General features: G+C 65.7%; 24 protein-coding genes and 1 tRNA gene. 5 read left to right on the top strand and 20 right to left on the bottom strand.

Going from position 1 to position 26,345, the window contains the following annotated elements; all coding sequences use genetic code 11:
* Nucleotides 1-87: 87 nt before the first annotated feature.
* The 9 genes from GUY23_RS06580 to mfd form a co-directional block, all read right to left on the bottom strand.
* A complete protein-coding gene (locus GUY23_RS06580; protein ID WP_166970778.1) occupies nucleotides 88-1,332 on the bottom strand; it encodes a S8 family peptidase in 1,245 nt (414 codons plus the stop codon).
* Nucleotides 1,329-2,273, bottom strand: coding sequence for a Ppx/GppA phosphatase family protein (locus GUY23_RS06575; protein ID WP_166970776.1), 945 nt, complete (start codon nucleotides 2,271-2,273; stop codon nucleotides 1,329-1,331). The genes GUY23_RS06580 and GUY23_RS06575 overlap by 4 nt, the downstream gene beginning before the upstream one ends.
* A gap of 13 nt (nucleotides 2,274-2,286) precedes the next feature.
* Nucleotides 2,287-2,847 carry a DUF501 domain-containing protein gene (locus GUY23_RS06570; protein ID WP_166970774.1) on the bottom strand — a complete coding sequence of 187 codons (561 nt, stop codon included), beginning with the start codon at nucleotides 2,845-2,847 and terminating at the stop codon, nucleotides 2,287-2,289.
* Nucleotides 2,847-3,335 (bottom strand): FtsB family cell division protein, encoded by a 489-nt coding sequence (locus GUY23_RS06565; RefSeq protein WP_166970772.1) that lies wholly within the window; start codon nucleotides 3,333-3,335, stop codon nucleotides 2,847-2,849. The genes GUY23_RS06570 and GUY23_RS06565 overlap by 1 nt, the downstream gene beginning before the upstream one ends.
* A gap of 265 nt (nucleotides 3,336-3,600) precedes the next feature.
* Complete coding sequence (gene eno / locus GUY23_RS06560) at nucleotides 3,601-4,881, bottom strand: phosphopyruvate hydratase (RefSeq protein WP_166970771.1); 1,281 nt, start codon at nucleotides 4,879-4,881, stop codon at nucleotides 3,601-3,603.
* A gap of 76 nt (nucleotides 4,882-4,957) precedes the next feature.
* Nucleotides 4,958-5,833, bottom strand: a complete 876-nt coding sequence (locus GUY23_RS06555; RefSeq protein WP_166970769.1) for a tyrosine-protein phosphatase — start codon at nucleotides 5,831-5,833, stop codon at nucleotides 4,958-4,960.
* A complete protein-coding gene (locus tag GUY23_RS06550) occupies nucleotides 5,830-6,330 on the bottom strand; it encodes a MazG nucleotide pyrophosphohydrolase domain-containing protein (RefSeq protein WP_228282769.1) in 501 nt (166 codons plus the stop codon). The genes GUY23_RS06555 and GUY23_RS06550 overlap by 4 nt, the downstream gene beginning before the upstream one ends.
* A gap of 63 nt (nucleotides 6,331-6,393) precedes the next feature.
* Nucleotides 6,394-6,588: a CsbD family protein gene (locus tag GUY23_RS06545; protein ID WP_166970767.1), complete on the bottom strand. Its 195-nt coding sequence runs from the start codon at nucleotides 6,586-6,588 to the stop codon at nucleotides 6,394-6,396.
* A gap of 114 nt (nucleotides 6,589-6,702) precedes the next feature.
* Nucleotides 6,703-10,287, bottom strand: a complete 3,585-nt coding sequence (gene mfd, locus GUY23_RS06540; protein WP_166970765.1) for a transcription-repair coupling factor — start codon at nucleotides 10,285-10,287, stop codon at nucleotides 6,703-6,705.
* An 84-nt stretch (nucleotides 10,288-10,371) separates the two neighbouring features.
* Here mfd and GUY23_RS06535 point away from each other — a divergent pair, with 84 nt between their 5' ends.
* Together GUY23_RS06535 and GUY23_RS06530 are read left to right on the top strand one after the other, a co-directional pair.
* Nucleotides 10,372-11,841: an arylsulfotransferase family protein gene (locus tag GUY23_RS06535; RefSeq protein ID WP_166970763.1), complete on the top strand. Its 1,470-nt coding sequence runs from the start codon at nucleotides 10,372-10,374 to the stop codon at nucleotides 11,839-11,841.
* 138 nt (nucleotides 11,842-11,979) lie between these two features.
* Entirely contained in the window at nucleotides 11,980-12,699 is a 720-nt protein-coding gene (locus GUY23_RS06530; RefSeq protein WP_166970761.1) for a rhomboid family intramembrane serine protease, read from the top strand.
* 68 nt (nucleotides 12,700-12,767) lie between these two features.
* Here the strand turns inward: GUY23_RS06530 and pth are convergent, their stop codons facing one another.
* The 6 genes from pth to GUY23_RS06500 form a co-directional block, all read right to left on the bottom strand.
* Nucleotides 12,768-13,367, bottom strand: a complete 600-nt coding sequence (pth, locus tag GUY23_RS06525) for an aminoacyl-tRNA hydrolase (RefSeq protein ID WP_166970759.1) — start codon at nucleotides 13,365-13,367, stop codon at nucleotides 12,768-12,770.
* A gap of 211 nt (nucleotides 13,368-13,578) precedes the next feature.
* Nucleotides 13,579-14,229, bottom strand: a complete 651-nt coding sequence (locus GUY23_RS06520; protein WP_166970757.1) for a 50S ribosomal protein L25/general stress protein Ctc — start codon at nucleotides 14,227-14,229, stop codon at nucleotides 13,579-13,581.
* A 160-nt stretch (nucleotides 14,230-14,389) separates the two neighbouring features.
* Nucleotides 14,390-15,400, bottom strand: a complete 1,011-nt coding sequence (locus GUY23_RS06515; protein ID WP_166970755.1) for an alpha/beta fold hydrolase — start codon at nucleotides 15,398-15,400, stop codon at nucleotides 14,390-14,392.
* A gap of 169 nt (nucleotides 15,401-15,569) precedes the next feature.
* Nucleotides 15,570-16,541 (bottom strand): ribose-phosphate diphosphokinase, encoded by a 972-nt coding sequence (locus GUY23_RS06510; RefSeq protein WP_166970753.1) that lies wholly within the window; start codon nucleotides 16,539-16,541, stop codon nucleotides 15,570-15,572.
* Nucleotides 16,538-17,992, bottom strand: coding sequence for a bifunctional UDP-N-acetylglucosamine diphosphorylase/glucosamine-1-phosphate N-acetyltransferase GlmU (gene glmU / locus GUY23_RS06505; protein WP_166970751.1), 1,455 nt, complete (start codon nucleotides 17,990-17,992; stop codon nucleotides 16,538-16,540). The genes GUY23_RS06510 and glmU overlap by 4 nt, the downstream gene beginning before the upstream one ends.
* A gap of 32 nt (nucleotides 17,993-18,024) precedes the next feature.
* Nucleotides 18,025-18,096 (bottom strand) — tRNA-Gln (locus tag GUY23_RS06500).
* A gap of 64 nt (nucleotides 18,097-18,160) precedes the next feature.
* Between GUY23_RS06500 and GUY23_RS06495 the strand changes: the two genes are divergently transcribed.
* A complete protein-coding gene (locus GUY23_RS06495; protein ID WP_166970749.1) occupies nucleotides 18,161-18,553 on the top strand; it encodes a hypothetical protein in 393 nt (130 codons plus the stop codon).
* 126 nt (nucleotides 18,554-18,679) lie between these two features.
* Nucleotides 18,680-21,286 carry a UvrD-helicase domain-containing protein gene (locus GUY23_RS06490; RefSeq protein ID WP_166970747.1) on the top strand — a complete coding sequence of 869 codons (2,607 nt, stop codon included), beginning with the start codon at nucleotides 18,680-18,682 and terminating at the stop codon, nucleotides 21,284-21,286.
* A 134-nt stretch (nucleotides 21,287-21,420) separates the two neighbouring features.
* Here the strand turns inward: GUY23_RS06490 and GUY23_RS06485 are convergent, their stop codons facing one another.
* The 4 genes from GUY23_RS06485 to purN form a co-directional block, all read right to left on the bottom strand.
* Nucleotides 21,421-21,603, bottom strand: a complete 183-nt coding sequence (locus tag GUY23_RS06485; RefSeq protein ID WP_166970746.1) for an antitoxin — start codon at nucleotides 21,601-21,603, stop codon at nucleotides 21,421-21,423.
* A 119-nt stretch (nucleotides 21,604-21,722) separates the two neighbouring features.
* On the bottom strand, nucleotides 21,723-22,070 hold the full coding sequence (locus GUY23_RS06480) for a DUF3017 domain-containing protein (RefSeq protein ID WP_166970744.1): 348 nt from the start codon (nucleotides 22,068-22,070) through the stop codon (nucleotides 21,723-21,725).
* Between the two features lies 1 nt (nucleotide 22,071).
* Nucleotides 22,072-23,616, bottom strand: a complete 1,545-nt coding sequence (gene purH / locus GUY23_RS06475; protein ID WP_208085503.1) for a bifunctional phosphoribosylaminoimidazolecarboxamide formyltransferase/IMP cyclohydrolase — start codon at nucleotides 23,614-23,616, stop codon at nucleotides 22,072-22,074.
* A gap of 49 nt (nucleotides 23,617-23,665) precedes the next feature.
* Nucleotides 23,666-24,289, bottom strand: coding sequence for a phosphoribosylglycinamide formyltransferase (gene purN, locus GUY23_RS06470; RefSeq protein ID WP_166970742.1), 624 nt, complete (start codon nucleotides 24,287-24,289; stop codon nucleotides 23,666-23,668).
* Nucleotides 24,290-24,445: 156 nt separating this feature from the next.
* Here purN and GUY23_RS06465 point away from each other — a divergent pair, with 156 nt between their 5' ends.
* A complete protein-coding gene (locus GUY23_RS06465) occupies nucleotides 24,446-24,898 on the top strand; it encodes a hypothetical protein (protein WP_166970740.1) in 453 nt (150 codons plus the stop codon).
* Between the two features lie 136 nt (nucleotides 24,899-25,034).
* Here the strand turns inward: GUY23_RS06465 and GUY23_RS06460 are convergent, their stop codons facing one another.
* The gene (locus GUY23_RS06460) at nucleotides 25,035-26,303 is read right to left on the bottom strand and encodes a cell division protein PerM (protein WP_208085502.1); all 1,269 of its coding nucleotides are present in this window, start codon (nucleotides 26,301-26,303) and stop codon (nucleotides 25,035-25,037) included.
* Nucleotides 26,304-26,345: the final 42 nt, after the last annotated feature.

Here is a 26,345-nt window from a genome sequence, read left to right as displayed (position 1 = left end):
CATGCTAGACCCTTGTGAAAACTTTCACTAATTGTTTTCTCACAAGGTTCGAACACCGCAGATCAGAGCACATTTCGCTCCTCCTCGTCAGCGTCGGCGGCGAGCAAAGGTGATGATCGAGGCCACGATGAGGCCGAGCGCGAGCAGCGCACCGACGCCGAGAGCGGCGAATCCGAGAACAGGCGTCGACTGGGTGGCGGCGATATCGGTCGGAGCCACTGCCTGCGGACCCTCGGTCTCATCCGGTGACGCCGTCTCCGTCTCTTCGGTTGTCGCATCACCGCGCCGGTGCATCTTCACCCAGTCCTCGAGCTCCTTCTCAGCAGAAGGCGCGTTGCCGGGAGTCTTGGATTTGAGTGCCGCTTTCGGGTCGAGTCGGCCCCACCCGACGATCGGATCGGGCTTGCCCTTCTTGGTCACACCCTTGTGGCCGGAGACCGGTTTCGCGCTCGACTGCAGCTTCGCCCGGACCTCGTCGGCGCTGAGCTTCGGATTGTCGGCCCGCATCAGCGCGGCGACTCCGGAGACGATCGGGGCCGCGAAGGAACAGCCCTGTCCTTCGGCGTATCCGCCGCTGTAGTAGGGAATCGGAATGTCCTTGGCCGGGCCCATGAGGTCGACGGCCGTACCCGGGGCCGTGGAGTCGTCGAGCACCTTGCCGCTCTTGTCCAGTCCGCCGACGCCGATGACTCCCGGCACCGTTGAGGGCGACCATGCCTGTGTCGCTCCCTGTGAGGCGTTGCCGACGCAGGCGACGACGAGCACGTCCTTCTTATAGGCGTACTCGAACGACTTGTCCCAGCTCTCCGGCCAGCCCGGATCGTCCCACCCCAAGGACATGTTGATGACCTTCGCTCCGGAGTCGACGGCCCAGCGCATGGCCTTGTCGGCCTGTTCGCGGGTCGAGCCGGATTCCTTCGGTCGGTCCGGGCCCAGCCACATCGATGCGGAGAGGATCTGCGCATCGGGGGCGACACCGGTCGGTCCTGCTCCCGTGCCCTGACCAGCGATGACTCCGGCGACGGCGGTTCCGTGGTGGATCGTCGTCGATCCGCCGATCGGGGTCGTCCCGTCCTTGCCGAGTCCGCTGAAGTCCATGGCCTTCGTCACCACACCGTCGAGGTCCTCGTGGTCGGTGTTGACGCCGGAGTCGATGACGGCGACCTTGACGCCTTTGCCGGTCGAGGTCTTCCACACCTTGTCGATGCCGTAGTCCTTGATGAACCACTGGCCAGGTCCGGCCTTCGGGGCCGCGATGACCGGCTGTGTGGTGCCGACGACGAGGCCGAGGATGAGCGCGGTGACTGTGGCGAGTCGGGCGGCGGCTCTCACGAGCTCGTCAGCGCAAGGTCGAGCGCGGTCCCGTCGAGGATGTCGGTCTCCGAGATGCGGATGTCCAGCTGACCGCCCGCCGCGGCCACTGCCGTCTCGAAGCGTTGGACGATGCGGGCGAAGAGCAGGGAGCCGGCTCCGATGACATCGACGCGACCCGGGTGCATGTACGGAAGTGCCGCCCGAGAGCTGCGATCCATGGCCAGCAGCCTGCGCGATTCGCCGGCGATGTCGGCCACGCTGATATGGGCGCCGTGGATGCGTTCGCGCTGGTAGCTCTCGAGTCCGAGGATGCCTGCGGTGATGGTGGTGACAGTGCCGGCGACACCGATGAAGGTGCGTGGGGCGGAGAAGTCGACGATCTGTGCCGCCTGGTCGAGCTGAGCGTCGATGTCGGTCAGCGCGGCCCGGATCTGAGTGTCGTCAGGGGATTCGACGGGCATGTGCCGCTCGGTCAGGCGCACGGATCCGATGTCCATGCTCACCGCGGCGTCGACGTCGTCGGTGCCGAGAACGAGTTCGGTCGACCCTCCACCGAGGTCCATGACGACGAAGGGGGCTTCGGCGCCGGACAGGTTCGCGGTAGCACCGAGGAAGGACAGGCGAGCTTCTTCGTCACCGGTGATGACGTCGGGGACGATGCCGAGGATCTCGAAGATGCCGGCGAAGAACTCGTCGCGGTTCTTCACGTCGCGGCTGGCCGATGTCGCGACGAATCTCAGCTTCTCCGGCTGGTACTCAGCGGCCACCTCGGCGAATTCCCGCGCCACGGCGAAGGTGCGCTCGAGGGCCTCGGGCGCGAACTCACCCGTCGCGTCCACGCCTTGGCCGAGGCGGACGATGCGGGTCTCGCGACGGAGGTCGGTGAGTGTCCCATCGACGACATCGGCAATGAGCAGGCGCAGGGAGTTCGTCCCGCAGTCGAAGGCAGCAATGCGCATGATCGGATCCTCGTCAGTCGGTTCGGGCGGTGGTGGCATCGGGCGCGGAAGCGTCGGCGGGATCCGGAGCTCCAGCCTCGGCGACGGGCGGGACGTCGTCCATGAACGACAGCGCACGGTCACCGATCGGGTTGACCCCGGGCCCGGTTGCCAGCGAGTGTCCGACGAGTGCGTGCAGGCATTTGACTCGGGTGGGCATTCCGCCGGCCGAGTAGTCCTTGATCTCCTCGACCTCGGCGAGGCCGGCTGCGGCTCCGATCTCGGAGCGGACATCGAGGTAGGCCCGGTGGGCGGCGGCATAGGCGGCCGCGAGGTCCTCGTCCGCGGCGACCTCAGTCGTCCATTCGGCCATGATTCCCGAGGCTTCCAGCCGGGAGCATTCGGCGACGTAGGCGGGGTGGGTGAGGTAGAAGGTCGTCGGGAACGGGGTGCCGTCCTCGAGACGCGGGGCGGTGGCGACGACGAGCGGCTCACCGGTGGCACTGCGGGCGGCGATGCCGACGACGCCGCGGGGAATGCGTCCGAGCTGACCCTGCAGGGTCGCGAAATCCGCCTCGGTGCATTCTGTGATCATCAGTTCTTCTCCACGGTATTGCCGACCTCTTGAATCGACTCCAGCAACTCAAGGTACCAGGCTTGCTTGCGAACCGGCTCCTCGGACTTCGAATCCTCGGCGACGGCTTCCTGGTTGGTGACGATGACCGCGTTCTTGCCCTTCTCCACGTAGTACTGGTCCTCCCGGGCTTTGCGTTTGATGTAGTCCGGGTCCTTGAGGTTCTCGTTCTTCTGCTCGAGGCTCTTGACCTCGGATTTCGTGGTTTCGATCTCGTTGTTCAGGGCCGCGATCTGTTGGGCCTGTTTGAGTGCGGAGTTCAGCGGCGAGAGGAAGGCGAAGAGGACGATGGCGATGACGAGGAGAAACATTCCGGTGCGCCAGGACATGCGACGGCCGCGGACCTCGGCGGACTCGTCGGCCTCGACGACGGGTTTCGGCCGTCGACGAGGGGAGGCTTTGCCAGGAGCCGATTTCGGGGCACTGCGTCTGGGCTTGCTCGGGACCATGCTTCTTTCCTCTGCGACTGGGGATCGGGGAAGTGTGTCGCAACAACTCCAAGTCTGCCGTGTCCGCATGCGCAGCGCGAGGATTTGAACCCCGTGGCGTGTTCGCGCGTTCGGGCGATCGTACGAACGCCCCAATGCACCGAGCCGGGGCCTGAGCGATCGATGATGATCACTCAGACCCCGCCTCAGCAGCAAGGTTCGGCTCCACCTCGGCGATTCCGGTGTGAACCGGCACGCGCTTCAGGCCCTGACGCGCGAGTCCGCCTCAGGCTTCGAAGCGCGGGAACGCCTTGCGTCCGGCGTAGCGGGCGGCGTCACCGAGCTGTTCTTCGATGCGCAGCAGCTGGTTGTATTTGGCGACGCGCTCGGACCGGGCGGGTGCTCCGGCCTTGATCTGGCCGGCGTTCGTGGCTACGGCGAGGTCGGCGATCGTCGTGTCCTCGGTCTCGCCCGAGCGGTGCGAGATCATCGTCGTGTACCCGTTGGTCTGTGCCAGGGACACGGCGTCGAGGGTCTCGGTGAGGGTGCCGATCTGGTTGACCTTGACCAGCAGCGAGTTCGCGGTGGCATTGTCGATGCCGCGCTGCAGACGCTCGGGGTTGGTCACGAACAGGTCGTCGCCGACGAGCTGGACCTTCGAACCGATCGTCTCGGTCAGCGTCGCCCAGCCGTCCCAGTCGTTCTCGTCCAGCGGGTCCTCGATGGAGACGAGCGGGTACTTCGCGAGCAGCTCCTCGTAGTAGGCGGCCATCTCCTCGGCGGTCTTCTTTCCGCCTTCGAAGTCGTAGACGCCGTCGTTGTAGAACTCGGAGGAGGCCACATCGAGGGCGACGGCGATGTCCCGTCCGGGACGGTGGCCGGCGATGTCGATGGCCTCGAGGATGAGATCGAGTGCCGCGGCGTTCGAGTCGAGGTTCGGAGCGAATCCGCCCTCATCGCCGAGTCCGGTGGACAGTCCGCGTTCCTTGAGCACGCCCTTGAGTGCGTGGTAGACCTCGACGCTCCACTGCAGCGCCTCGCGGAAGCTGGCCGCACCGATCGGGGCGATCATGAATTCCTGGATGTCGACGTTCGAGTCGGCGTGCGAACCGCCGTTGAGGATGTTCATCATCGGCACGGGCATGACGTGGGCGTTCGGTCCGCCGAGGTAGCGGTAGAGCGGCAGGTCTGCCGAGACTGCGGCCGCTCGGGCCACGGCCAGGGAGGCGCCGAGCATCGCGTTCGCGCCGAGGCGGGACTTGTTGTCGGTCCCGTCGAGCTCGATGAGGGCCTGGTCGACCAGACGCTGATCGTCGCTCTCGAGGCCGATGATGGCTTCGTGGATCTCGTCGACGACGGCGTCGACAGCCTGGGTCACACCCTTGCCCAGGTAACGCTCGGGGTCGCCGTCGCGCAGTTCGACGGCTTCGAACTCTCCGGTGGAGGCACCGGAGGGAACGTCGGCACGGCCGACGGACTCATCGGCCAACAGCACTTCCACCTCGACGGTGGGGTTTCCCCGGGAATCCAGGATTTCGCGGGCATTTGCGGCAACGATCTCAGCCACTGATTACTCCTTAGCTATGGGTTTCACATGGGGAACATGCGCCTGCAGGACAGCTTAATGCACCGCGTAGCCGGGCTCACGCCGTGTTCGCCGCCGGTTCGAGCAGGCAGTCGCGCAGCCGCTGCGGAGTCGACGGGTCCATCCCATGCGCGAGCAGGTACGCCTCCACTCCCCCGCCGGTGTCGTTCGCGTTCGATGAGGACGCGCGGCCCTCGCCGACGCCGGTGCCTTCTCCCTTCGCCGAGGCGGCCCCGTAGTCGGCATCGATCCGATCGAGGAGGTCGTGCATGAGTCCGGGTGGGGCGGCGGTGGCGGTGGCGGCGAGATTGCGGGAGATCCCCGCATCGGCGAAGTCGCGGGTGATCGAGTCGAGGAACCCGTCGGAGAGATGAGTGGAGGTAATCGCGTATTCGTCGACGATCGCGCTGCGTCCCACGCCGAGGAGGTCGAGGACGAATGCTCCCACCACCCCGGTCCGGTCCTTGCCGGCAGAGCAGTGGAAGACGACTCCGACCCCGCAGTGCTCGGCGATCGTATCGACGGCGAGCGCCAGACGGTGGCCGAAGTGCGTGATCATGAGGTCATAGATCCGTTCCAGAGAGCGGTCGCTGAGATCCATGCCGGACGCGGCGGCTGCGGCTTTCATCTCGTCGACGCTCAGCGGACGGGCGGGGAAGAAGTGATCGTCGAAGATCGGCAGTTCGATCCGGTGCACGTCGAGGCCGTCGACGGCGTCGGGCAGCTTCGCCCGTTCACCGATGTCACGCAGGTCGATGACGGTCTGAATGCCCAGCTCATCGAGATCCGCTCTCGCGCGATCGGTCAGCTGAGCGAGGCCGTCGGCGCGGAACACCAGCCCGTGGCGCACCGCCGTATCCCCTGCCCGAGTGGGCGCACCTCCGAGGTCGCGGAAGTTGAAGGTGCCTTCGATGTCGAGCCGTTCCAGGCTCATCGCTGCTCGTCCTCGGACTGCTGCTCCCCGGACGGGTGGCTCTCGACGTTGTTCTCGTCGTTCCTTTCCGCCTTCTCTTCGGCCTTGATCCGGCGGTATTCGCGTTCGACGTCGTCCAAGTCGGGCATCTCATCTCCGGCATCGTCGCCGAAGGCCAGCGGGTGCCGGCGGATGAGCTTCTCCTCGAGGCCGTCGATGATGGTCCCGAGGCTGTGCCCGTATTCGTGGCCGCCGCTTTCGTCGAGCAGCGCGGAGTGGAAGAGCACCTGGTAGAACACGTCGCCGAGTTCGTCGACCACTGCCGCACGATGAGTCGTACTCGGTGAGTCGGCATAGTCCTCGAGTGCGACGATGAGTTCCTCGGTCTCCTCGCGCGCGTACTTCTCGAGGCTGCGGTGGTCCTGCCGGCTCGACCAGGGGCAGCGTCGACGCAGGGTCGCCATCGTCTCAACCACCTGCCGGGTTGCCGGGCCCTGTCCGGATGCGGATGCCTCCACGAATCGTCCTCCTGACGACACGAACGGCCCCCACCACCGAGGCGGTGAGGGCCGTTGCGTCGTTCACTTCGAGAATTTGTCCTTGACCGAGTCGCCGAAGTCCTTGACGGATTCGCCGATGTCCTTGGCCTTGGCCTTGAGCTGATCGGTGGCGCCTTCGGCCTTCAGCTCGTCGTCACCGGTGACGTCACCGATGGTCTCCTTGGCCCGTCCGCCGAGGTCTTCGGCCTTGTTCTCGAACTTGTCGTCAACGCCCATGGCGATTCTCCTTCGTCGAATGGTGTATCGCTTACCGCGGATCGGTCCGCATTTCGCACTCTACGCCACTGCCGCCTCGGTGGTGCGACCGATTCGAGAACAGTCGGGGAGTTCTCAACTCTTCTGCACAGCGGTCTCGTCCGTCGCTTCGGACTCGACGACGGGCACGATCGCGTCGAGGAACTGGTGTGCCCACCGCAGGATGTCCGAATCGGTCATCTCCTTGGCGTCGAAGCCGGTGCCCGCCATCGGCTTGGGCACGAGCACTGACCGGATCGCTGGTTTGAGCAGCGACTTCGGGTAGAGGCGTTTGAGCCTGACCACCTGGGAGTCTGCGAGTTCGAGCGGGCCGAAGCGGATGAAGTTGCCCTGCACGACGATGTCGCTGACCCCCGAGGACCGGGCGCGGATGCGCAGGCGGGCGACGTCGGCGAGCACTCCGACGGCCTCCGGGTAGGGTCCATAGCGGTCGACGAGTTCGGCGAGGACTTCCTGCAGTTCGGCTTCGTTGGCCGCAGCCGCGAGCTTCCGGTACGCCTCGAGGCGCAGTCGCTCGTGGTCGACGTAGTCGGCCGGCAGGTGGGCGTCGACGGGCAGTTCGATGCGCATCTCCGCCTCGGGTTCGGTGTCTTCCCCGCGGAACTTCGCCACAGCTTCCCCGACGAGGCGGACGTAGAGGTCGAATCCGACTCCCTCGATGTGCCCGGACTGCTGACCGCCGAGGAGGTTGCCGGCACCGCGGATCTCGAGGTCCTTCATCGCCACCTGCATGCCCGCCCCCAGTTCGGTATGGGCAGCCAGCGTGGTCAGCCGGTCGTGGGCGGTCTCGGTCAGCTGAGTGTCCGGAGGGTAGAGGAAGTAGGCGTAGGCGCGCTCGCGGCCTCGACCGACGCGTCCGCGCAGCTGGTGGAGTTGAGAGAGTCCGTACTTGTCGGCGTTGTCGATGATGAGCGTGTTCGCATTCGCGATGTCGATGCCGGTCTCGACGATCGTCGTGCATACGAGCACATCGTATTTCTTCTCCCAGAAGTCGACGATGACCTGCTCGAGCCGCGTTTCGTTCATCTTTCCGTGGGCGATGGCGATTCTGGCCTCGGGCACCATCTCAGCGATGTGCCCGGCCACCGCCTCGATGTCGCGGACCCGGTTGTGGATGTAGAAGACCTGGCCCTCACGCATGAGCTCGCGACGGATCGCGGCCTTGATCTGCTTGTCCTCGCGTCTGCCGACGTAGGTCAGCACCGGGTGCCGTTCCTCGGGTGGTGTGGCCAGGGTCGACATCTCGCGGATGCCGGTCACCGCCATCTCCAGGGTGCGCGGGATGGGGGTCGCCGACATCGCGAGCACGTCGACGTTCGTCCGCAGCGCCTTGAGCGTCTCCTTGTGCTCGACGCCGAAGCGCTGCTCCTCGTCGATGATGACCAGTCCGAGGTCCTTGAACCTCACCTCACCGCTGAGGAGGCGGTGGGTGCCGATGACGAGGTCGAGCTTCCCGGCGGCGAGATCCTCCTTGACCTTCTCGGATTCCTGTTTGGTCTGGAACCGCGACAGGGCACCGAGGGTGACGGGGAATCCCGAATACCTCTCGGCGAAGGTCTCATAGTGCTGCTGGACGAGCAGGGTCGTCGGCACGAGCACGGCGACCTGTTTGCCCTCCTGGATCGCCTTGAACGCGGCCCGCACCGCGATCTCTGTCTTGCCGTAACCCACATCACCGCAGATCAGACGGTCCATCGGCACCGTCTTCTCCATGTCCGACTTAACCTCGTCGATGGTCGTGAGCTGGTCGGCGGTCTCGACGTAGTGGAACGCGTCTTCGAGTTCGCGCTGCCATGGGGTGTCGGGACCGTAGGCATGGCCGACGGTGGCCTGCCGCGCCGAGTAGAGGCGGATGAGCTCTCCGGCGATCTCCTTGACGGCCTTGCGTGCCTTCGCCTTCGTCGTCTGCCAGTCGGCGCCGCCCATCTTGTTGAGGTTCGGGTTCTCCCCACCGACGTAGCGGGTGACCTGGTCGAGGGCATCGCTGGGCACGTAGAGACGGTCGCCGGGCTGGCCGCGTTTGGCCGGGGCGTACTCGATGATGAGGTATTCGCGGGTGTGCTTGTTCGCACCCTTGCCCGTGGTCCGCTGCGTCATCTCGACGAACCGGCCCACGCCGTGCTGATCGTGGACGACGTAGTCGCCCGGGGTCAGGTTGAGCGGGTCGACCTGATTGCGTCGGCGGCGGGTGGGCAGGCGTCGCATGTCCCGCGTCGAGGTGGCCGCCGCCCGCCCGAGGACATCGGCCTCGGTGAGCACGGCGAGTCTGAGATCGTCGAAGACGAAGCCGCCGAAGGAGGTCGCCGTGGTCACGGTGACGAGGGCTTCGGGCAGGTCGGTGGGATCCTCGACGAAGCTCGCGGGTACTCCGGCCTCGGAGAACACCTCGACCATCCGTCTGCCTGGCCCCGGGCCCTCGGTGAGCACAAGGATGCGCCATTTGTCGTGGACGAGGCCCTTGACGTCGGCGAGGATCGCCTCGACATCGCCGGCGTAGCCCTTCGGCGTCCGGGCGGGGACGGCGAAGATGTTCTCCTCCGGGCTCGCCAGCTCCTCATCGTGGGCGAAGCCGCCGATCTCCCACCACGGCAGGCCGATGAGGCGAGCGCCCTCGGCCATCTCGGCGACGGTGCGGAAGGTCGCGGCCGACAGGTCGATCGGGGACTCTCCCCCGGCGGCGGCACCGGCCCAGGCGGCCTCGAGGAATTCGTTCGTCGTCTCCACCAGGTCCGCGGCGCGGGCCTCGGCGCGTTCGGGCTCGGTGATGATGATCTTCGACGCAGACGGCAGCAGCGCGATGATCGGCTCCATTCCGTCGGCGAGGACGGCGGAGAGGGATTCCATGCCTTCGACGGCGACTCCCCCGGCGATCTTCTCGAGCATGTCTGCCGCGCTCGGCACGGTCTCGGCGAGTTCACGCGCACGGGCGCGGACCGAGTCGGTCAGGAGCAGTTCGCGGCACGGCGGCGCCGAGAGGCGCAGTGGCTCTTCTCCGTCTTCGGCGGGGATCGACCGTTGGTCGCTGACGGAGAACTCGCGGATCTCATCGACCTCATCGCCGAAGAACTCCACCCGCAGCGCCCGCTCGGCCGTGGCAGGGAAGATGTCGACGATGCCGCCGCGGACGGCGAATTCACCGCGCCGGGAGACCATGTCGACGCGTGAATAAGCGAGTTCGGTCAGCCGCTGCGACAGATCGTCGATCTCGCACTCGTCGCCGACGGAGAGTTCGACGGGTTCGATGTCGCCGAGTCCCTTGGCCAACGGCTGGAGGAAGGCGCGGACGGGGGCGATGACGAAGGTCAGTTCCCGACCGGGGATCGGGTGGGTCAGGCGGCGGAGCACCTCGAGGCGTTGGCCGACGGTGTCCGATCGCGGGGACAGCTTCTCGTGCGGCAGCGTCTCCCAGCTGGGAAAGACGGCGATCGATGCGGCCGGAACCCAGTCGGCGAGCGCCTCGGCGAGGTCTTCTGCCTCACGCGTGGTGGCCGTGACGATGAGCTGCGGCGCACCAGTCGAGGCCACCGTCCGGCGCAGGATCGAGGGCCACAGTCCCTTGATCGCGTCGATCGTCCCACCGCTCGTGCTCGGGTCGTTGAAGGCACCGACGAGTTCGGTGATGGTGGGATTCTGGCGTGTGAGATCGAGTCCGTTGAGCACCCGAACATTCTAGGCCACCGGGCGGACACGGCCCAGCCTGTGCGGGGTCGAGCGAAACCGTTCGAAACGTGTGAGGATGAGCACATGGCGAAGAGGAGAACTGTCCTTGCAGGTCTGGCTGCCACGGCTCTCCTGCTCTCGGGCTGCACGAACGATGCCGATGATGACATCGAGGTCGCCGAACGGTGGGACTTCCACTCTCGCCCGGATCTCGGATCGCCGAAGGTCGACATCGACTCCGGTTCGTTCCCCGACGACGGGGATCTGTTCCTCGCCCCGAAGGGCCAGACACAGACCGACGAGAAGTCCTGGGTCGGCGGCCTCATCCTCGACGCGGACGGAGAGCCGGTGTGGATCCGTGAGAATGAGGGCACCCTGTGGGACCTGCGGGTTCAGCAGTATCAGGGCGAACCGGTGCTCACGTGGTGGGAGGGCCTGGCCGAGACCCCGCACACCGCCGGAGAGGTCGTCGTCCTCGACACTTCGTATCAGGAGATCGCCCGAGTCGGCATGGGCGGGGATCTGCCCAAGGACACCTCCGACCTGCACGAGACGACGATCACCGACGACGACACTATGTTCCTGCTCTCCTACGTCAAGAAGCAGACGGACCTGTCCTCGGTCGGCGGTGACGCCGACGGCTGGGTCTGGGAGGGCGTAGTCCAGGAGGTCGACATCGCCACTGGTGAGCCGCTCGTCGAATGGCATTCACTCGACGACGTCCCCGTCGACGAATCCGAAGCCGAGCTCAAGGACGGGGAGGGGACGAAGGACAAGCCCTACGACTACATCCATCTCAATTCCGTCAGCGAGGACGACGGTGGGAATTCGCTCCTCGTCTCCGCCCGCAACATGCATGCGGTCTACCAGCTCGATCGGAAGACCGCAGACCTCCGTTGGGTCCTCGGCGGCAAAGCTTCGGACTTCGAGATGGGCGAGGGCGCGACCTTCGCCTGGCAGCACGACGCCCACCGGCGTGCGGACGGGACGATCACGCTCTTCGACAATCACGCCGCGCCCCGCCTCGGCGATACCCGCGGCCTGCGCCTCGACGTCGATGAGAAGGACAGGACCGCCGAGGTGGTCACCGAATACTCCGCCCCCGACGATCGATCATCGGGCAGTCAGGGCAACCTGCAGGAGCTCGACAACGGCAACGTCGTCGTCGGTTGGGGGTCGGAGCCGTTCGTCTCCGAATTCTCCAAGGACGGGAAGCTGCTGAGCGACCTCACCTTCACCGGCGGATCGAACTACCGGGCCTATCGCTTCGACTGGCATGCCCGACCGACCGCGCCGCCGACCGCGACGAAGTCCGAGCCGCAGACCGGCGTCACCCGCATCCATATGAGCTGGAACGGTGCCACCGAGGTCGCGTCCTGGCGGGTGCTCAGCGGTGATGACGTAGACCATCTGGCTGAGAACACCGAGGTGGAGCGCTCCGGATTCGAGACCGCGGCCGACATCACTCCGAAAGGGTCGACGATCGTCGTCGAAGTTCTCGACGCCGACGGAGAGCCGCTCGGTTCGACACAGGCAGTCGAGCGCGAGAGCTGAGGCCCGAGTGCCCGGCCACGAAGAGCCGGCAAGCGTGAGAACATTGCGAAGTGATAACGGGCTTAACGGAACGATCACGATTGCCCGCGGGCCGCGGATTTTCGGGGTTCTCCAATCTTCATCACCCACAATTGGACCATGAGTTCCAACCACTCCCCCCGTTTCTCCGACGAGGAATCACGGATCCTCTTCGGATCCGATTCCTCCGCCGGGTCTCCCCACTCCGGTCGCTCGGCGAACCCTCCGGTCGCCCACCTGAATACGAGCGTCAACCGCGATCATCATCTCTCGCGCTTCGTTCCGGTGCTCGTGCTGCTCGCGGTCATGTGGGTCGTCGAGATCGTCGACACGCTCCTGCCGATCGATCTCGATCAGTTCAGCCTCGAGTCCTGGCATCCGCTCTCGCTCTACGGCCTGGTCACCTCGCCGCTGCTGCATTCGGGCTTCGGCCATCTCATGGCCAACACGTTCCCCTTCCTCGTCCTCGGACTCGTCATCGCCGTCGAGGGGTCCCGCCGGTTCTGGCAGGTCACGGCCATCACCGCTCTGGCCTCCGGGCTCGGAGCCTGGCTGACGACCCTGCCCGGACACCACATCATCGGGGCCTCGGGCATCGTGTTCGGATTCTTCGGCTATCTGGCCGTGCGCACCTGGTTCACCGATGACATGCTGCGCAAAATCGTCTACTTCGTCATCGGGTTCTTCATCTTCGTCACCTATGGTGCGTCGATGATCTTCGGAATGCTCCCGCAGGCCAACGACATCTCCTGGCAGGGGCATCTCTTCGGGCTCGCCGGCGGCGTCTTCGCCGCATGGCTGCTCCACCGCAGGCGTGCGGGGGCGGACCAGACGAGCTGAGGCCGGATCGCACGTCGCAGGGCTCGTACGCTCAGCGTCGTGCCCTTACACTCATCGTGGCCCTTCACTCAGCGTGAGTGGAACTTCTGCTGCGCTGTGTCCAGACCCTCGTTGATGAGGGACTCGACAGCATCGGCAAGGTCGGCGAGAAAGATCGGCAGCGTCTCCCGCTCGGCCTTTGCGAACGGGCGGAGCACATAGTCCGCGGTGTCCTGCCGACCCGGAGGCCGTCCGACGCCGGCACGAACTCGCAGATAGCTCTTCGTGCCCAGCACGGAGGTCATCGACCGCAGACCATTGTGTCCGCCCTCTCCCCCTCCGAGCTTGATCTTGATGGTGTCGAAGGGGATATCCACGTCGTCGTGGACGGCGATGATCCGATCGGTCGGAATGCCGTAGAAGTCGGCGAGCTGACGCACCGGCCCGCCGGATTCGTTCATATACCCGGTCGAGGTTCCCAGCACCACCCGGGGTCCGGGCACACCCGGCACGCTGCCGCTGGGCAGTCGCCCGGTGCCGACATTCGTGCGCAGCTTCGTCCGGGTCAGCGTCGTCCCGATGCGGGAAGCGAGCTCAGCCACGACCATCTGCCCGATGTTGTGACGGGTCGATTCGTATTTCGGCCCCGGATTGCCCAGGCCGAATACCAACCATGCCTCGTTCGTCATTGCCGTTCTCTCCCCTGGTGTCTGCCGCTCAGGTGTCTCGCCGCCCTCGTGCAGGGCCGGTCTCCGCTGCCCTCGTGCCGGGCCGCCCAACTGATGTCCGGATGCTGCCCGACAGAGACGACTTCGGTGGGCCGCCACAGGGACGGCCCACCGAAATCACTCATCAGTTGAAGCTCGTCGCGACACCGCTCGGGACCGCGACGATGAGGAATCACTCCTCTTCGGAGCTCTCTTCCTCGGTGGACTCCTCGTCGGTCGACTCTTCGTCGGTCGACTCTGCCTCGGTGGCGTCTTCCTCGGCGTCGGACTCGGTGTCCATCTCGGCCTCTTCGGAGACGTTGACGACGAGCTGCTCCGGATCGGCCACGAGCTCGACGCCGGCAGGCAGCTCGACCTGGCCGGCGAGCACGTGCTCGCCTGCAGGGCGGCCCTCGACGGTGACCTCGAGGCTCTCGGGCAGCTTGGTCGCATCGGCGAGGACGAGCAGCGTCGACTCGACCTGCGAGACCATGGTGCCGGGAGCGGCCTCTCCGACGACGTGGACGGGAACGTCGACCTCGATCTTCTCACCGCGCTTGACGATGATGAGGTCGAGGTGCTCGATCTCACGACGGACGGGTTCGATCTGGACGTCGCGGGCGATGGCCAGGACGTTCTTCGAGCCGTCGGTGCTCTCGATCTCGAGCAGGGCGTTGGCGTGCTTGAGGGCCATCATGGTGGCGTGGCCTTCGAGCGAGATGTGGACGGGGTCGCCGCCGTGTCCGTAGACGACGGCGGGGATGCGGCCCGCACGGCGGATGCGACGTGCTGCGCCCTTGCCGAACTCATTGCGAGCTTCGGCCAGAAGTTTGAAGTCAGCCATTTTCTCTCCTTCGTGGTGAACTTATCTCCAAGCACCACGGCGAAACAGCCTGGATCCGCTGCGAACTGTGAGCAGGCGAACCGAATCGGTTCGTGCAGCTCGCGGGACGTCGGCCGCGTCGATCACGGAGACAGCAGTCTCCCTCGCCGAGGCAACCCCACTAGTCTACGGCACTGTCTGCGGCGGCACCAAGTCGACCGACGACGGCATCGGCGCAGGCGTCGATGCCGGTCTCGGTGAGCAGGATGTCGTAGTGGTTCGTGCCCTGCACGTCGATGACGGACAGCCGCGGCCACTGTTTCGCGTAGTCCTCGACGAGCTCGGGCGGATAGAGCCCGGGTTCGGCGGCGACGAGATCGCGTTCGGCGAAGAGGAAGACGACCTCACCCTGCCGATCCTTATCCCCCATCACCGTGGCCAGCGCATCGGCGTAGGCGGAACCGGTGTACATGTCGGCCGAATCGGACTGCATGGCTTCGACCGAGGTGGAAGGTTGGAACGAATGGTCGTCCTTGGCCGCGAGGTCGTAGACGAAGCTCTCAGTGGCCACGGTGTCGAGTCCGTCGACGAACGCCGGGTGGGCGGCGAAGAACGCGAGGTACTCCTCGACCGTGGCAAAGCTCATCGACAGACGCTCGGCGGCGGGGCCGAGCACGGCGGCGATGAGATCGTCGGTGTCGAGGTCATCGTCGTTGAGGTCATCGACCGGGTCACCGCCGGTCGGCTGCCCCACGGGCAGCGGAAGTCCGCCGTCGATGAGCACGGGTCCGCGGAAACGTCGAGCCGCCTCGGCGCCGGTGTCATCCTCATCGCTCATCCCCGCGAGGGTCATCGCAACGAAGCCGCCCATCGAATGCCCGACGAGGACCACTGGTCCCTCAGGGGCGAAGGCGTCGATCGCGGCGCGGACGTCACGGGCGTGGGCCGCCATGCCGAACGGTCCCGGCAGGGTCCGGGAATCGGCGCGACCACGCAGGTCGGGGCCGATGACGCGGACCTCGGGCAGAGCGGAGACGAGACCGGCGAAGAACAGATGGTTCGAGGTGATGCCGTGGATGACGCAGACCGTGGGCACATGCCCGGGCCCGGCGGCCACGGGCTCCCACACCCCCACGGACAGCTGACCGCCGTCCACGTCGACCCGGTACCGGTTGTAATCGTGTGACGACATCGTCGCGGATCCCTTCGTCGCTTCCTCCCAGTGTAGAACGAAGACGGTGCGGAGACGACGAACCCCGAGTCGATGATCGACTCGGGGTTCGTTCGGTGCGCCGCGATCGGCCGCGACGTCCGCGCAGGGGCGCGTTGTCCTCGCAGGCCTGCGGCAGGAGGTCGTCGGCTCAGACCTCGAAGAGGCTGGTGACCGATCCGTCTTCGAACACTTCGTGCACGGCACGGGCGATGAGCGGGGCGATCGAGAGGATGGTGAGCTTGTCGAAGGTCTTGTCCACACTCAGCGGCAGGGTGTTGGTGACGATGACCTCTTGGGCCACGGAGTTCGACAGGCGTTCGACGGCCGGGCCGGAGAACACCGCATGCGTGGACACGACGATGACGCCGGTGGCGCCGGCGGCCATGCACGCGTCGGCGGCCTGGACGATGGTGCCGCCGGTGTCGATCATGTCGTCGACGAGCACGCAGGTGCGTCCCTCGACCTCACCGACGACGCGGTTGGCCTTGGTCTCGTTCGGGCGGGTGATGTCGCGGGTCTTGTGGATGAACGCCAGGGGCACTCCGCCGAGTGCGTTCGACCAGTTCTCGGCGACCTTGATGCGGCCGGCGTCGGGCGAGACCACGGCGAGATCGCCGGGGTACTTGTCCTTGACGTAGCCGGCGAGGATCGGCATGGCGATGAGGTGGTCGACGGGGCCGTCGAAGTAGCCCTGGATCTGCGCGGTGTGCAGGTCGACGGTGATGATGCGGTCGGCGCCGGCGGTCTTGTAGAGGTCGGCGACGAGGCGGGCGGAGATGGGTTCGCGTCCGCGGTGCTTCTTGTCCTGGCGGGCGTAGGGGAAGAACGGTGCGATGACCGTGATCCGCTTGGCCGAGGCACGCTTGAGGGCGTCGACCATGATCAGCTGCTCCATCAGCCATTCGTTGATGGGTGCGCAGTGGGACTGGAGGACGAAGACGTCGCTGCCGCGGACCGACTCGGAGTACCGGACGTAGATCTCACCGTTGGCGAAGTTGTAGATGTCGGTGGGGAGGAGTTCGGTCCCCAGGTTCTCCGCGACTTGTTCGGCGAGTTCGGGATTCGCCCGACCGCTGACCAGGACGAGCTTCTTGTCGCCGGCCGTCGTTATCTCATTCACTGATCCGGTTCCCCTTCGGATGCGTTTTCGGCCGCCTGCGCTGCAGACGTGCCGGGACGATTGGTTTGGACCCAGCCCTCCAGGTTGCGCTGTGGGGCCACCGAGATGGCCAACGCTCCTGCAGGGACATCCTTGCGCACCGTCGTGCTCGCACCCGAATAGGCGCCGTCGCCCACCGTGACAGGGGCGACATACATATTGTCCGAGCCCATGCGTGCGTGCTTGCCGATGACGGTGCGGTGCTTGTTGACGCCGTCGTAGTTGACGAACACCGAGGCGGCTCCGATGTTCGTGCCCTCGCCGATCTCGGCGTCGCCGACGTAGGACAGGTGAGGAACCTTCGCTCCCTTGCCGATGTCGGCATTCTTCGTCTCCACGAAGGTGCCGATCTTTCCACCCTCGCCGAGGCTGGTGCCCGGTCGCAGGTAGGCGAACGGTCCGACGTCGGCGTCGGGGCCGATCCGGGCGAGTTCACCGTGCGTGCGCACGACGTGGGCGCCTGCGCCCACCTCGGTGTCCTTGAGAGTGGTGTCCGGTCCGATCACGGCGCCGGCGGCGATGTCGGTGGCGCCGAGCAGCTGGGTGCCGGGCAGGACGGTGACGTCCTGACCGATCGCGACGTCGACGTCGATCCAGGTGGTGTCGGGGTCGATGATGGAGACCCCGGCGCGCATGAACTTCTCGCACTGCCGGCGGTTGAGCTCCTTGCCCAGCTGCGCCAGCTGCACCCGATCGTTTGCGCCTTCGACCTGCCACAGGTCGTCGGTGGCGGTGGCGGCGACGGGACGGCCGGCCTCGCGGGAGTGGCCGATGACGTCAGTGAGGTACTTCTCTCCCTGCGCGTTGTCGGTCGTCAGGGAGGCCAGACCCTCCTTGAGCGCCGCAGCGTCGAAGGCGTAGATGCCGGAGTTGATCTCGCTGATGGCGCGTTCGGTCTCGTCGGCGTCCTTCTGTTCGACGATGCGCAGCAGGGATCCGTTCGCGTCGCGGACGATGCGTCCGTACCCGGTGGGGTCGTCCACCTCGGCGGACAGGACGGTCACGGCATTGGACGCGGATTCGTGGACGGCGACGAGGCCGTTGATGGTCTCCGTGGTCAGCAGCGGAACGTCGCCGTAGGTGACGACGATGGTGCCGGTGAGGTTCTCGGGCAGCTGGGTGAGCGCGCATTCGGTGGCCCGGCCGGTGCCGGGGACCTCGTCCTGATCGGCGATGAGCAGGGTGCGCTGGGAGGCCAGGGGCAGGGAGTCGAGATGAGCGACGAGCTGGTCGCGTTCGTGACGGACGACGACGATGAGGTGCGCGGGCGCGGTGCCTGCCGCGGCGGACACGGCGTGGTGGAGCAGGGAGCGCCCTCCGATGGGATGCATCACCTTGGGAAGCGCCGACTTCATGCGGGTTCCCTGGCCGGCGGCGAGGACGATGACGGCGGTCGGTGATGTCTGCGACATTGTTGAATCCTTCGCAAGTCGGATTGGGCCAGCTCCGCCCATAGGATTCGAACCTATACTGCACGGCTCCAAAGGCCGGCGTGCTGCCATTACACCAGGGCGGAACAGCGTGCACCAGTTCAGGGGCCCGCGCTCACGAGACACCATCATGCCACTACGATGAAATCTATGGAAATTCTACGCGAGATTCTGCTGACCCTGCATCTGGTCGGCATGGCGATCATCGTCGGCGGCTATTTCACGGTCATCCGCTCGCCGAAAGTGGTGCCCGGGATGCTCCATGCCTCCTATCTGCAGCTCATCACGGGACTGCTGCTCATGGGCCTGGCGGAGATGGGCGACGACGATGTCAACCATATGAAGCTCGGCATCAAACTCGTGGTGGCCATCCTCGTCACCGTCTTCGCCTTCCTCGGCAATAGGAAGGAGAAGGCCGTCGTCGCATCAGCGCCCGCGGAGGGCGGTGTCGCCACAGCGGTGAAGAGCCCCTCGGCCACGCTGGCGCATCTGACATTCGCCTTCGCGGTGCTCAACGTCCTCATAGCCGTCTTCCTCCACTGATTGCTACCCGACGGCGGCCCAGCAACCTGGCGCCAGGTTGCTGGGCCGCCGTCGGGTAGCAATTGGGGTGTGGGAGGACGGTGGGATCGTGTCGTGTCAGATGCTGACGGTATCGTTGATCGCGACATGACTGCTGCAGCTGAACACATCGACCATGCCGCCGGTGCCGAGACCCGAGCGGCCGAACTCCTCACCGGGCTCAATCCCCGCCAGCGCGAGGCCGTGATCCACACCGGGTCCCCGCTGCTCATCGTCGCCGGTGCCGGATCGGGCAAGACCACGGTGCTCACTCGCCGTATCGCCTATGCGCTGGCCACGGGACGTGCCCATCCCGGCGAGGTGCTCGCCATCACCTTCACGAACAAGGCAGCGAAGGAGATGGCCGAACGCGTCTCCTCCATCGTCGGCCCGGCCTCTCGCGCGATGTGGGTCTCGACGTTCCACTCCTCCTGCGTCCGCATCCTCCGCCGGGAGGCGAAGGTGCTGGGCATGAAGTCGAACTTCACGATCTATGACGCTCAGGACGCTCAGCGCCTCGTCGCTCAGATCCTCAAGGAACTCGGCCTCGACACGAAGAAGTATGCGCCGCGGGCCATACTGCATCGGATCTCGAACCTCAAGAACGACCTGCAGACCCCCGACGACTACATCCCACGGCCGAACAACCCCGCCGATGAGGTGCTCGCCGACGTCTTCAAGCGCTACACCTCCCGCCTGCGGCTGGCCAATGCCTTCGACTTCGACGATCTCATCGCCGAGACGGTTCACCTCTTCGGAGCCTTCCCCGAGGTGGCCGATTCCTACCGTCGTCGCTTCCGCCACATCCTCGTCGACGAGTACCAGGACACGAACCCGGCCCAGTATGCACTCATCAAAGCCCTCGCCGGGGATGGTGCCGGAGGGACCACAGGTGCCGAACTCACCGTCGTCGGCGACGCCGACCAGTCCATCTACGCCTTCCGCGGGGCGACGGTGCGCAATATCGTCGAGTTCGAGAAGGACTTCCCGAACGCGGACACCATCCTCCTCGAGCAGAACTACCGCTCTACGCAGAACATCCTCGACGCGGCGAACGCGGTCATCGCGAACAACGACGACCGTCGTGAGAAGAAGCTGTGGACCTCCGAGGGCTCGGGTGAGCCGATCATCGGGTGGGTCGCCGAGAACGAGCAGGGCGAGGCTCGGTTCATCGTCGACCGCATCGATGACCTCATCGACGAGGAGAAGTACACCTACGGTGACTTCGCCGTCTTCTACCGCACGAACGCACAGTCGCGTGCGATCGAGGATGCCCTGGTGCGGTCGGGCATTCCCTACAAGGTCGTCGGCGGCACCCGCTTCTACGAGCGCAAGGAGATCAAGGACGCCCTCGCTTACCTGCGTGTGGTGGCGAACCCCGATGACGACGTCAATCTGCGCCGCATCCTCAATGTGCCCAAACGTTCCATCGGCGATCGCACCGAGGGCCTCATCGCTGATTTCGCCGACCGTGAGGGCATCAGCTTCTTCACCGCGCTGAGCCGCCTCGATGAGATCCCGCACCTGAGTTCGCGGGCCCTGACCTCGGTGCAGAAGTTCTACGATCTCATGCAGGATCTGCGGTCGACGGCCGAGTCCTCGCCTCTGTCGCGGGTCATCGAAGCGATCCTCGAACAGTCCGGTTACCTCGAATCGCTGCAGAAGAGCACGGATCCGCAGGACGAATCCCGAGTGGACAATCTCGCCGAACTCGTCGCCGTGGCCGAGGATTTCGTCGCCACCCGTGAGGCCGCCGCCGTCGATCCCGACGGCGATGACTCCGGTTCCCAAGCGTCGGATGGTCAGTCCGCAGTCACGACCGATGAGGCAGACACCGACGCCGAGGCGACCGAGCGTGACGACGAATCGACCGGTGCGCAGACCGCCACGTCCGCAACCGGCGATGACGAGGCTGCAGAGAGCGAGGAATCGGCTGTCGAAGCGGCGCCCGGGGTGGGTCCTGCGGCCATCGACCAGTTCCTCGAGCAGGTGGCTCTGACCTCGGACACCGATCAGATCCCTGATGCCGAACTCGGCCAGGTCACACTGATGACGCTGCACACGGCGAAGGGGCTGGAGTTCCCGGTCGTCTTCCTCACCGGACTCGAGGACGGCGGCTTCCCCCATGCTCGGTCGTTCGAGAATCCACAGGAACTCTCCGAGGAACGGCGTCTGGCCTATGTCGGACTCACGCGCGCCCGTCAGCGACTGCTCGTCACCCGTGCCGAAACCCGCAGCATGTGGGGTCAGCCGCAGTACAACCCGCCGAGCCGGTTCCTCGGTGAGATCCCGGAGAGCCTCATCACCTGGGAGAACACAGGCAGCTTCTCTGGTGGATTCGGAACCGGCGGGCTGTCCGGAGGATTCGGATCGGGAGGGTACGGCGCCGGCGGATACGGTTCCGGCGGCTCTTCGTCCGGCTACTCCGGCGGCTCCCGGGGCTTCGGCTCGTCGCGATCGACGGGCGGTTCATCCCGGTCGCGGTCGGGTTCGGGTGCTTCGGCGCCGGTGGCCGGGTTCCCCAACCGGATCCGCCCGAATCGAGAGGTCGTCTCCGTCGAGGTCGGAGAGAAGGTCTCGCACGAGTCCTTCGGCCTCGGCACCGTCACCGAGGTCAACGGGGTCGGTGACAAGACCGTCGCGGTCGTCGACTTCGGTTCGGCCGGGTCGAAGCGACTGCTGCTGCGCTACGCCCCGATCGAAAAGCTCGGCTGATCTGCTCCGGGCTCGAACCACTCAGGCAACAAGCTCACCGCCGCATAGGCTCAGTACGACATAAGAAAGCGCCGAGGCGAACTTCCGTTCTCCTCGGCGCTCTGTCCATGCCGGACGCGGCTATGGATTAAGAATCAATCGTTGCCAAGCTTGTCGTCGGCTCCGTCGCGACCCTGATTGATCTGGTCTTCGAACTTTCCACCGGTGACATTGTTGGCTGCGTCCGCGGCCTTATCCAGGCCCTGGTCGCTGATCTCTTCACCCTTATCGCTATTCAAGGCGTCCTTGGCTTTGTTAGTAAGATCGTCGAGTCCCATGCTGTCTCCTTTCATCGGAAAAGGTTCGAAGCGAACCTCTGACGACACTCACCTTGCCACTGATTCCGTCGTGACGACACCGGCGGGTTCCATTTCCCAGAGAATGCACATAATCGAGGTCACCGCGACTGCGGGACGATGAACGCCAGTCCGATGAGAAGCACCGCGAACAGCACACAGGTGGCGATGTCGACGGCCTTCGACCGATTGGTCCACACTTCGCTCCACGTTGGCGGCATCGCTCGGAACACGGCCAGGCCCGCCGGCACCACGGCCAATACGACAGCGCCGAGGCGGAAGTCGATGAAGCTGCACGCAGCGGCGGCGATCGCCCCGAGGAGGCACCCGAGCAGCACCCAATCGCGACGGGTGGGATGCGCGTAGCGGCGCTTCCAATAGATCCATCGCTTGGAGATCGGGCCTCTCCCCCGCCCCCGCCGTGCGTGACGGGGGTGAGGGTGTCGCATCTCAGTGGAAGAAATGGCGGCTCCCGGTAAGGTACATCGTGATGCCTGCCTCGGCGGCGGCCGCGATGACTTCGTCGTCGCGGATCGATCCACCCGGCTGCACGACGGCGGTGACTCCCGCGTCGATGAGGATCTGCAGACCGTCCGGGAACGGAAAGAAGGCATCCGAGGCGGCGACGGAACCGGCAGCGCGTTCGGATCCGGCACGTTCGACGGCCAGTTTCGCGGAGTCGACCCGATTGACCTGGCCCATGCCCACACCGACGGAGGCTCCGTCCTTCGCGAGCAGAATGGCGTTGGACTTCACGGCCCGTCCGGCCCGCCATGCGAATTCGAGGTCGGCCAGAACCTCCGGCGACGCCGCCGATCCTGCGGCCAGAGTCCAGTTCTCCGGAGAGTCCCCTTCGGCCTGGAAGGCATCACGGTCCTGGACGAGGAATCCGCCGCTGATCGGCTTGATCTCCGAGGCGGGCACGTCGACGTCGCCGAGTTCGAGCAGGCGCAGATTCTTCTTCGTCGACAGGATCTCCAGGGCCTCCTCGGTGAAGGAGGGTGCGGCGAGGCATTCGGTGAAGATCGGTTTGATCGATGCCGCGAGTTCGGAGTCGACCTCGCGGTTCGTCGCGATCACCCCGCCGTAGGCAGAGAGCGGATCACAGGCGTGGGCAGACGCGTGAGCGGCTGCAGCGGTCTTGCCGACGGCGATCCCACACGGGTTCGCGTGCTTGATGATCGCCACGGCAGGCTGGTCGAAGTCGAAGGCCGCACGGATCGCAGCATCGGTGTCGGTGTAGTTGTTGTACGACATCGCCTTGCCGCCGAGCAGCGTGGCCCCGGCGATTCCGCGGGTCCCGTCGGCGTAGACAGCGGCGGCCTGATGCGGGTTCTCTCCGTAGCGCAGGTCCGCGATCTTCTCTCCGGTGATCCCGGCGAAGGCAGGCTGGTCATCGGTGCCGAGCTCGGCGGCGAACCATGCGGCCACGGCGGTGTCATAAGCCGCGGTGTGGGCGAAGGCGCGGGCAGCGAACGAGCGTCGCGCCGCGAGGTCGAATCCCTCTCCTGCCGCTGCATCGAGCACAGCCTGGTAATCGGTCGGATCGGTGACGACGGTGACAGTGGGGTGGTTCTTCGCAGCTGCGCGCACCATCGAGGGTCCCCCGATGTCGATCTGTTCGATGCAGTCGTCGAAGCCGGCGCCGCTGGCGACCGTGTCGGCGAAGGGATAGAGGTTGACGATGACGAGGTCGAAGGGGTCGATCTCGAGCTCCGCCAGCTGATCGAGGTGATCGGGTTTGCGGGAATCGGCGAGGATCCCGGCGTGCACGCGCGGGTGGAGGGTCTTGACCCGCCCTTCGAGACATTCGGGGAACCCGGTCAGCTCTTCGACCTTCGTGACCTCGACCCCCGCCTCGGCGATCTTCGCAGCCGTCGACCCGGTCGACACGATCTGCACGCCGGCGGCGCTCAGTCCGCGGGCCAGATCCTCCAATCCGGTCTTGTCGTAGACGCTGATCAGCGCTCTCTTGATCGCGCGGGTTCCTGTCACAGATCCTCCTTGAGGTTCGGTCGCCGGTCGGTTCTTCGCACGGCTGGGTTCAGTTCGGCACCGTCGCCGAGGTGGCATATCCGCGGACATGCCGGCCGTCGACGACGAGGTCGGAGTGGGCGAGGTGGGCGAGGACACGGACGAGTTCCTCCCGTTCGCGGGTCTTGATCCGTTCGTGCACGGTCTCCTCGGTGTCATCGTCCCCGATGGGCACGGCGTACTGCGCGATGATCGGACCGGTGTCGACGCCGGTGTCGACGAGGTGGATGGTTCCCCCGGTGATCTTCACCCCGTGGGCGAGCGCGTCACGGACCCCGTGCGCGCCGGGGAACGAAGGCAGCAGCGCCGGATGCGTGTTGATGATCCGCTGCGGGAACGCCGCGACGAAGCTCTCGCCGAGGATGCGCATGAATCCCGCCGAAACCACCCAGTCGGGTGCGTACTCGGCGACGGTCTCCCGCAGGTCTTCGTTCCACGTCGCACGGTCTGAGAAGTCCTTGGGACTGACGACGAAGGTCGGCACATCTTGGCTGCGCGCCCGGTCGAGGACACCAGCCGTCGGCGAGTCCGAACCGACGGCGCAGATGTCGATACCGCGCGCACCATCGGCGAATGCGTCGATGACTGCCTGCGTGAGGGTACCGGAGCCTGAAGCCAGAAGAACGATGCGCACCCGCACAGTCTAACGTCTGAGACGGAACGAGGCGCCCCGGCACTCAGCACCCGGACACCACCCGACGTTCGGGCACAGGTCGGAGTTCGGACGCAGGTCGACGTTCCGGCACCTCCCGCCGAGGCATTTGTCAGTCGTCTGTGAGAAACTGACGGAGTGACGTCACCAAACAGCACCGAAGAGAAGAAGGCCCCGACTCCCGAAAAGGAGCAGCAGGCGGCTCCGGCACGACACGGGCTCGTCCTCATCCTGCTCATCCTCGCCTCGGTGCTGACGTTCACCTACCAGCTGCCGTTCAAGCTCGCCGCCGTCGGTTTCGCCATCGCCGCAATCGTCTGGTCGGTGAAGTACATCGTCGCCGTGGTGAGGACGAAGCAGCGGAGGAACATGTCGTTGGGCATCCTCGGCGGACTGCTCAGCCTCTATCTCATCTTCTCGACGATGTCATCGGTCATCCTCTGGCCGGTGCAGTCGAAGTACGAGGAGTGCCTGCGTGACGCGATCACCCAGCAGGCTCAGCTGTCCTGCACGAGCGAATACCAGACGGGTCTCGGCGACTGGTTCAAACAGATCACCGGCCAGGATCTCGACATTCCCGACACCAAGTGAGAACGGCGCCTTCCGGCACCTCAGACCTGCCCGACTGAGCACCCATCCGTGAACAGCGGCGCGCCCACGTGTCGCTGAGCACGGCCCTCAACCCGGCGTCTCTGCTCAGCGTCACAACTGACTCTGGCATCCCTCCTCAGCGGACCTCATCGTCATCAAGGGCGACGGTGCTGTCTCCGAAGTACTCGCCGTCAACGTCGACCCCGAGACCGTCGTCGCCCGGTCCCGCCTGAAGGTTCGCCAGGCGGATGAGCAGCAGACCGACGAGCATCCCCACACCGATCCACGCAGTGATCACCAACGCCGAGGTGAGCGCCGGAGGACCGAAATCGGCGAGTCCCAGCGGACCCAGGGCACCGAACGAGAAGAGTCCGAGAGCCTCCCCACCGACGAAGACGATCCCGGCGGCGATGCCGATCCCCGGCCACGAACTCTCGGCCACTTCACGTGCACGGAATCGCCCGAGGATGGTGCAGAGCAGACCGAGAAGGATGAGAAGCACGGGCGCGATTGCCGTCCATGCCGGATAGTCGACGGTGAGCAGCTGGAGTGCCGGCACATCGGGGACCGGTGAGGCGGTCGCGCTGAACGCCGAACTCGTACCCGCTCCCCCGAGGACGACGCCGGTGCCGGCAGACCAGGAGAGAGCCGAGAAGAGAATGCCCGGAGCGAAGAGCACCTGCACGATGAGGAGGCCGATGCCTGCGGCGACCGGCGAACTGTAGACCTGCATCGAGTCGGTCACCTGCTCCCAGCCGAGAACGAACCCGACCACGAGGATGATCACCGCAGCGGCGAGAGCACCCCAGACCAGCCGGCGGGCGAGTCTGACCCCGACGTCCCAAGTTCGGTCGTCGAGAAGTCGCAGTCCCGGGAAGTCGCCGACGCCGCGAGCACGGACGCAGCCGACGAACAGCGCTGTGACGAGGAAGAGGAATAAGCGGAGGAAACCGAGCGGAGTCATCGTCGCCTGCCCGACTGCGAGCGCAAGAGCCAACAAGGGGGCAGCATAGGCGACCGTGAACGTGCCCAGTCCGGCTCCGACGATCGTCCACCACTGCCCCAGCTCGACCTCATCGTCGTCCCAGTCAGCGGCGGCGACGCCCGTGACCAGTCGCTTGACGGCAGCGGCCACGAGCAGCCACAGCCCGAGAGTGACGAGGCTCGGTGCCAGGGAGAAGTCGAAGCCGAGGGTGGTCACGCTCAGTCCCGAGATCGCCGCCCACAGTGCGAATGCCCATTCGGGGACGGCCGAATAGGGCAGCTGTGAGCCGAGCCCGATGATCCAGAAGACGATGGCCGCCACGAAGACGGCGGGCACCACGATGAGGTCGATCTTCACGACTTCGATGAGTGCGTTGACGATCGTTCGGCGGAGGGTGTGGGGGTGGGGAGAAGTCTGCATCACCACCATTTTCGCTGACTTCGGGTCAGCTTCCCGGTATTG

The organism is Brevibacterium atlanticum (assembly GCF_011617245.1).
In the GTDB taxonomy this organism is placed as follows: domain Bacteria; phylum Actinomycetota; class Actinomycetes; order Actinomycetales; family Brevibacteriaceae; genus Brevibacterium; species Brevibacterium atlanticum.
The sequence above is the reverse complement of the archived record's forward strand: the minus strand, read 5'-3'. Positions and strand labels throughout refer to the sequence as shown.

Bases quoted from the DNA above. Each gene is read 5' to 3' on its own strand.
- GUY23_RS06575 (WP_166970776.1), bottom strand. From the start codon at position 2,273: ATGCGCATTGCTGCCTTCGACTGCGGGACGAACTCCCTGCGCCTGCTC.
- GUY23_RS06570 (WP_166970774.1), bottom strand. From the start codon at position 2,847: ATGATCACAGAATGCACCGAGGCGGATTTCGCGACCCTGCAGGGTCAG.
- GUY23_RS06565 (WP_166970772.1), bottom strand. From the start codon at position 3,335: ATGGTCCCGAGCAAGCCCAGACGCAGTGCCCCGAAATCGGCTCCTGGC.
- GUY23_RS06555 (WP_166970769.1), bottom strand. From the start codon at position 5,833: ATGAGCCTGGAACGGCTCGACATCGAAGGCACCTTCAACTTCCGCGAC.
- GUY23_RS06545 (WP_166970767.1), bottom strand. From the start codon at position 6,588: ATGGGCGTTGACGACAAGTTCGAGAACAAGGCCGAAGACCTCGGCGGA.
- GUY23_RS06535 (WP_166970763.1), top strand. From the start codon at position 10,372: ATGGCGAAGAGGAGAACTGTCCTTGCAGGTCTGGCTGCCACGGCTCTC.
- GUY23_RS06530 (WP_166970761.1), top strand. From the start codon at position 11,980: ATGAGTTCCAACCACTCCCCCCGTTTCTCCGACGAGGAATCACGGATC.
- pth (WP_166970759.1), bottom strand. From the start codon at position 13,367: ATGACGAACGAGGCATGGTTGGTATTCGGCCTGGGCAATCCGGGGCCG.
- GUY23_RS06520 (WP_166970757.1), bottom strand. From the start codon at position 14,229: ATGGCTGACTTCAAACTTCTGGCCGAAGCTCGCAATGAGTTCGGCAAG.
- GUY23_RS06515 (WP_166970755.1), bottom strand. From the start codon at position 15,400: ATGTCGTCACACGATTACAACCGGTACCGGGTCGACGTGGACGGCGGT.
- glmU (WP_166970751.1), bottom strand. From the start codon at position 17,992: ATGTCGCAGACATCACCGACCGCCGTCATCGTCCTCGCCGCCGGCCAG.
- GUY23_RS06495 (WP_166970749.1), top strand. From the start codon at position 18,161: ATGGAAATTCTACGCGAGATTCTGCTGACCCTGCATCTGGTCGGCATG.
- GUY23_RS06490 (WP_166970747.1), top strand. From the start codon at position 18,680: ATGACTGCTGCAGCTGAACACATCGACCATGCCGCCGGTGCCGAGACC.
- GUY23_RS06485 (WP_166970746.1), bottom strand. From the start codon at position 21,603: ATGGGACTCGACGATCTTACTAACAAAGCCAAGGACGCCTTGAATAGC.
- GUY23_RS06480 (WP_166970744.1), bottom strand. From the start codon at position 22,070: ATGCGACACCCTCACCCCCGTCACGCACGGCGGGGGCGGGGGAGAGGC.
- GUY23_RS06460 (WP_208085502.1), bottom strand. From the start codon at position 26,303: ATGCAGACTTCTCCCCACCCCCACACCCTCCGCCGAACGATCGTCAAC.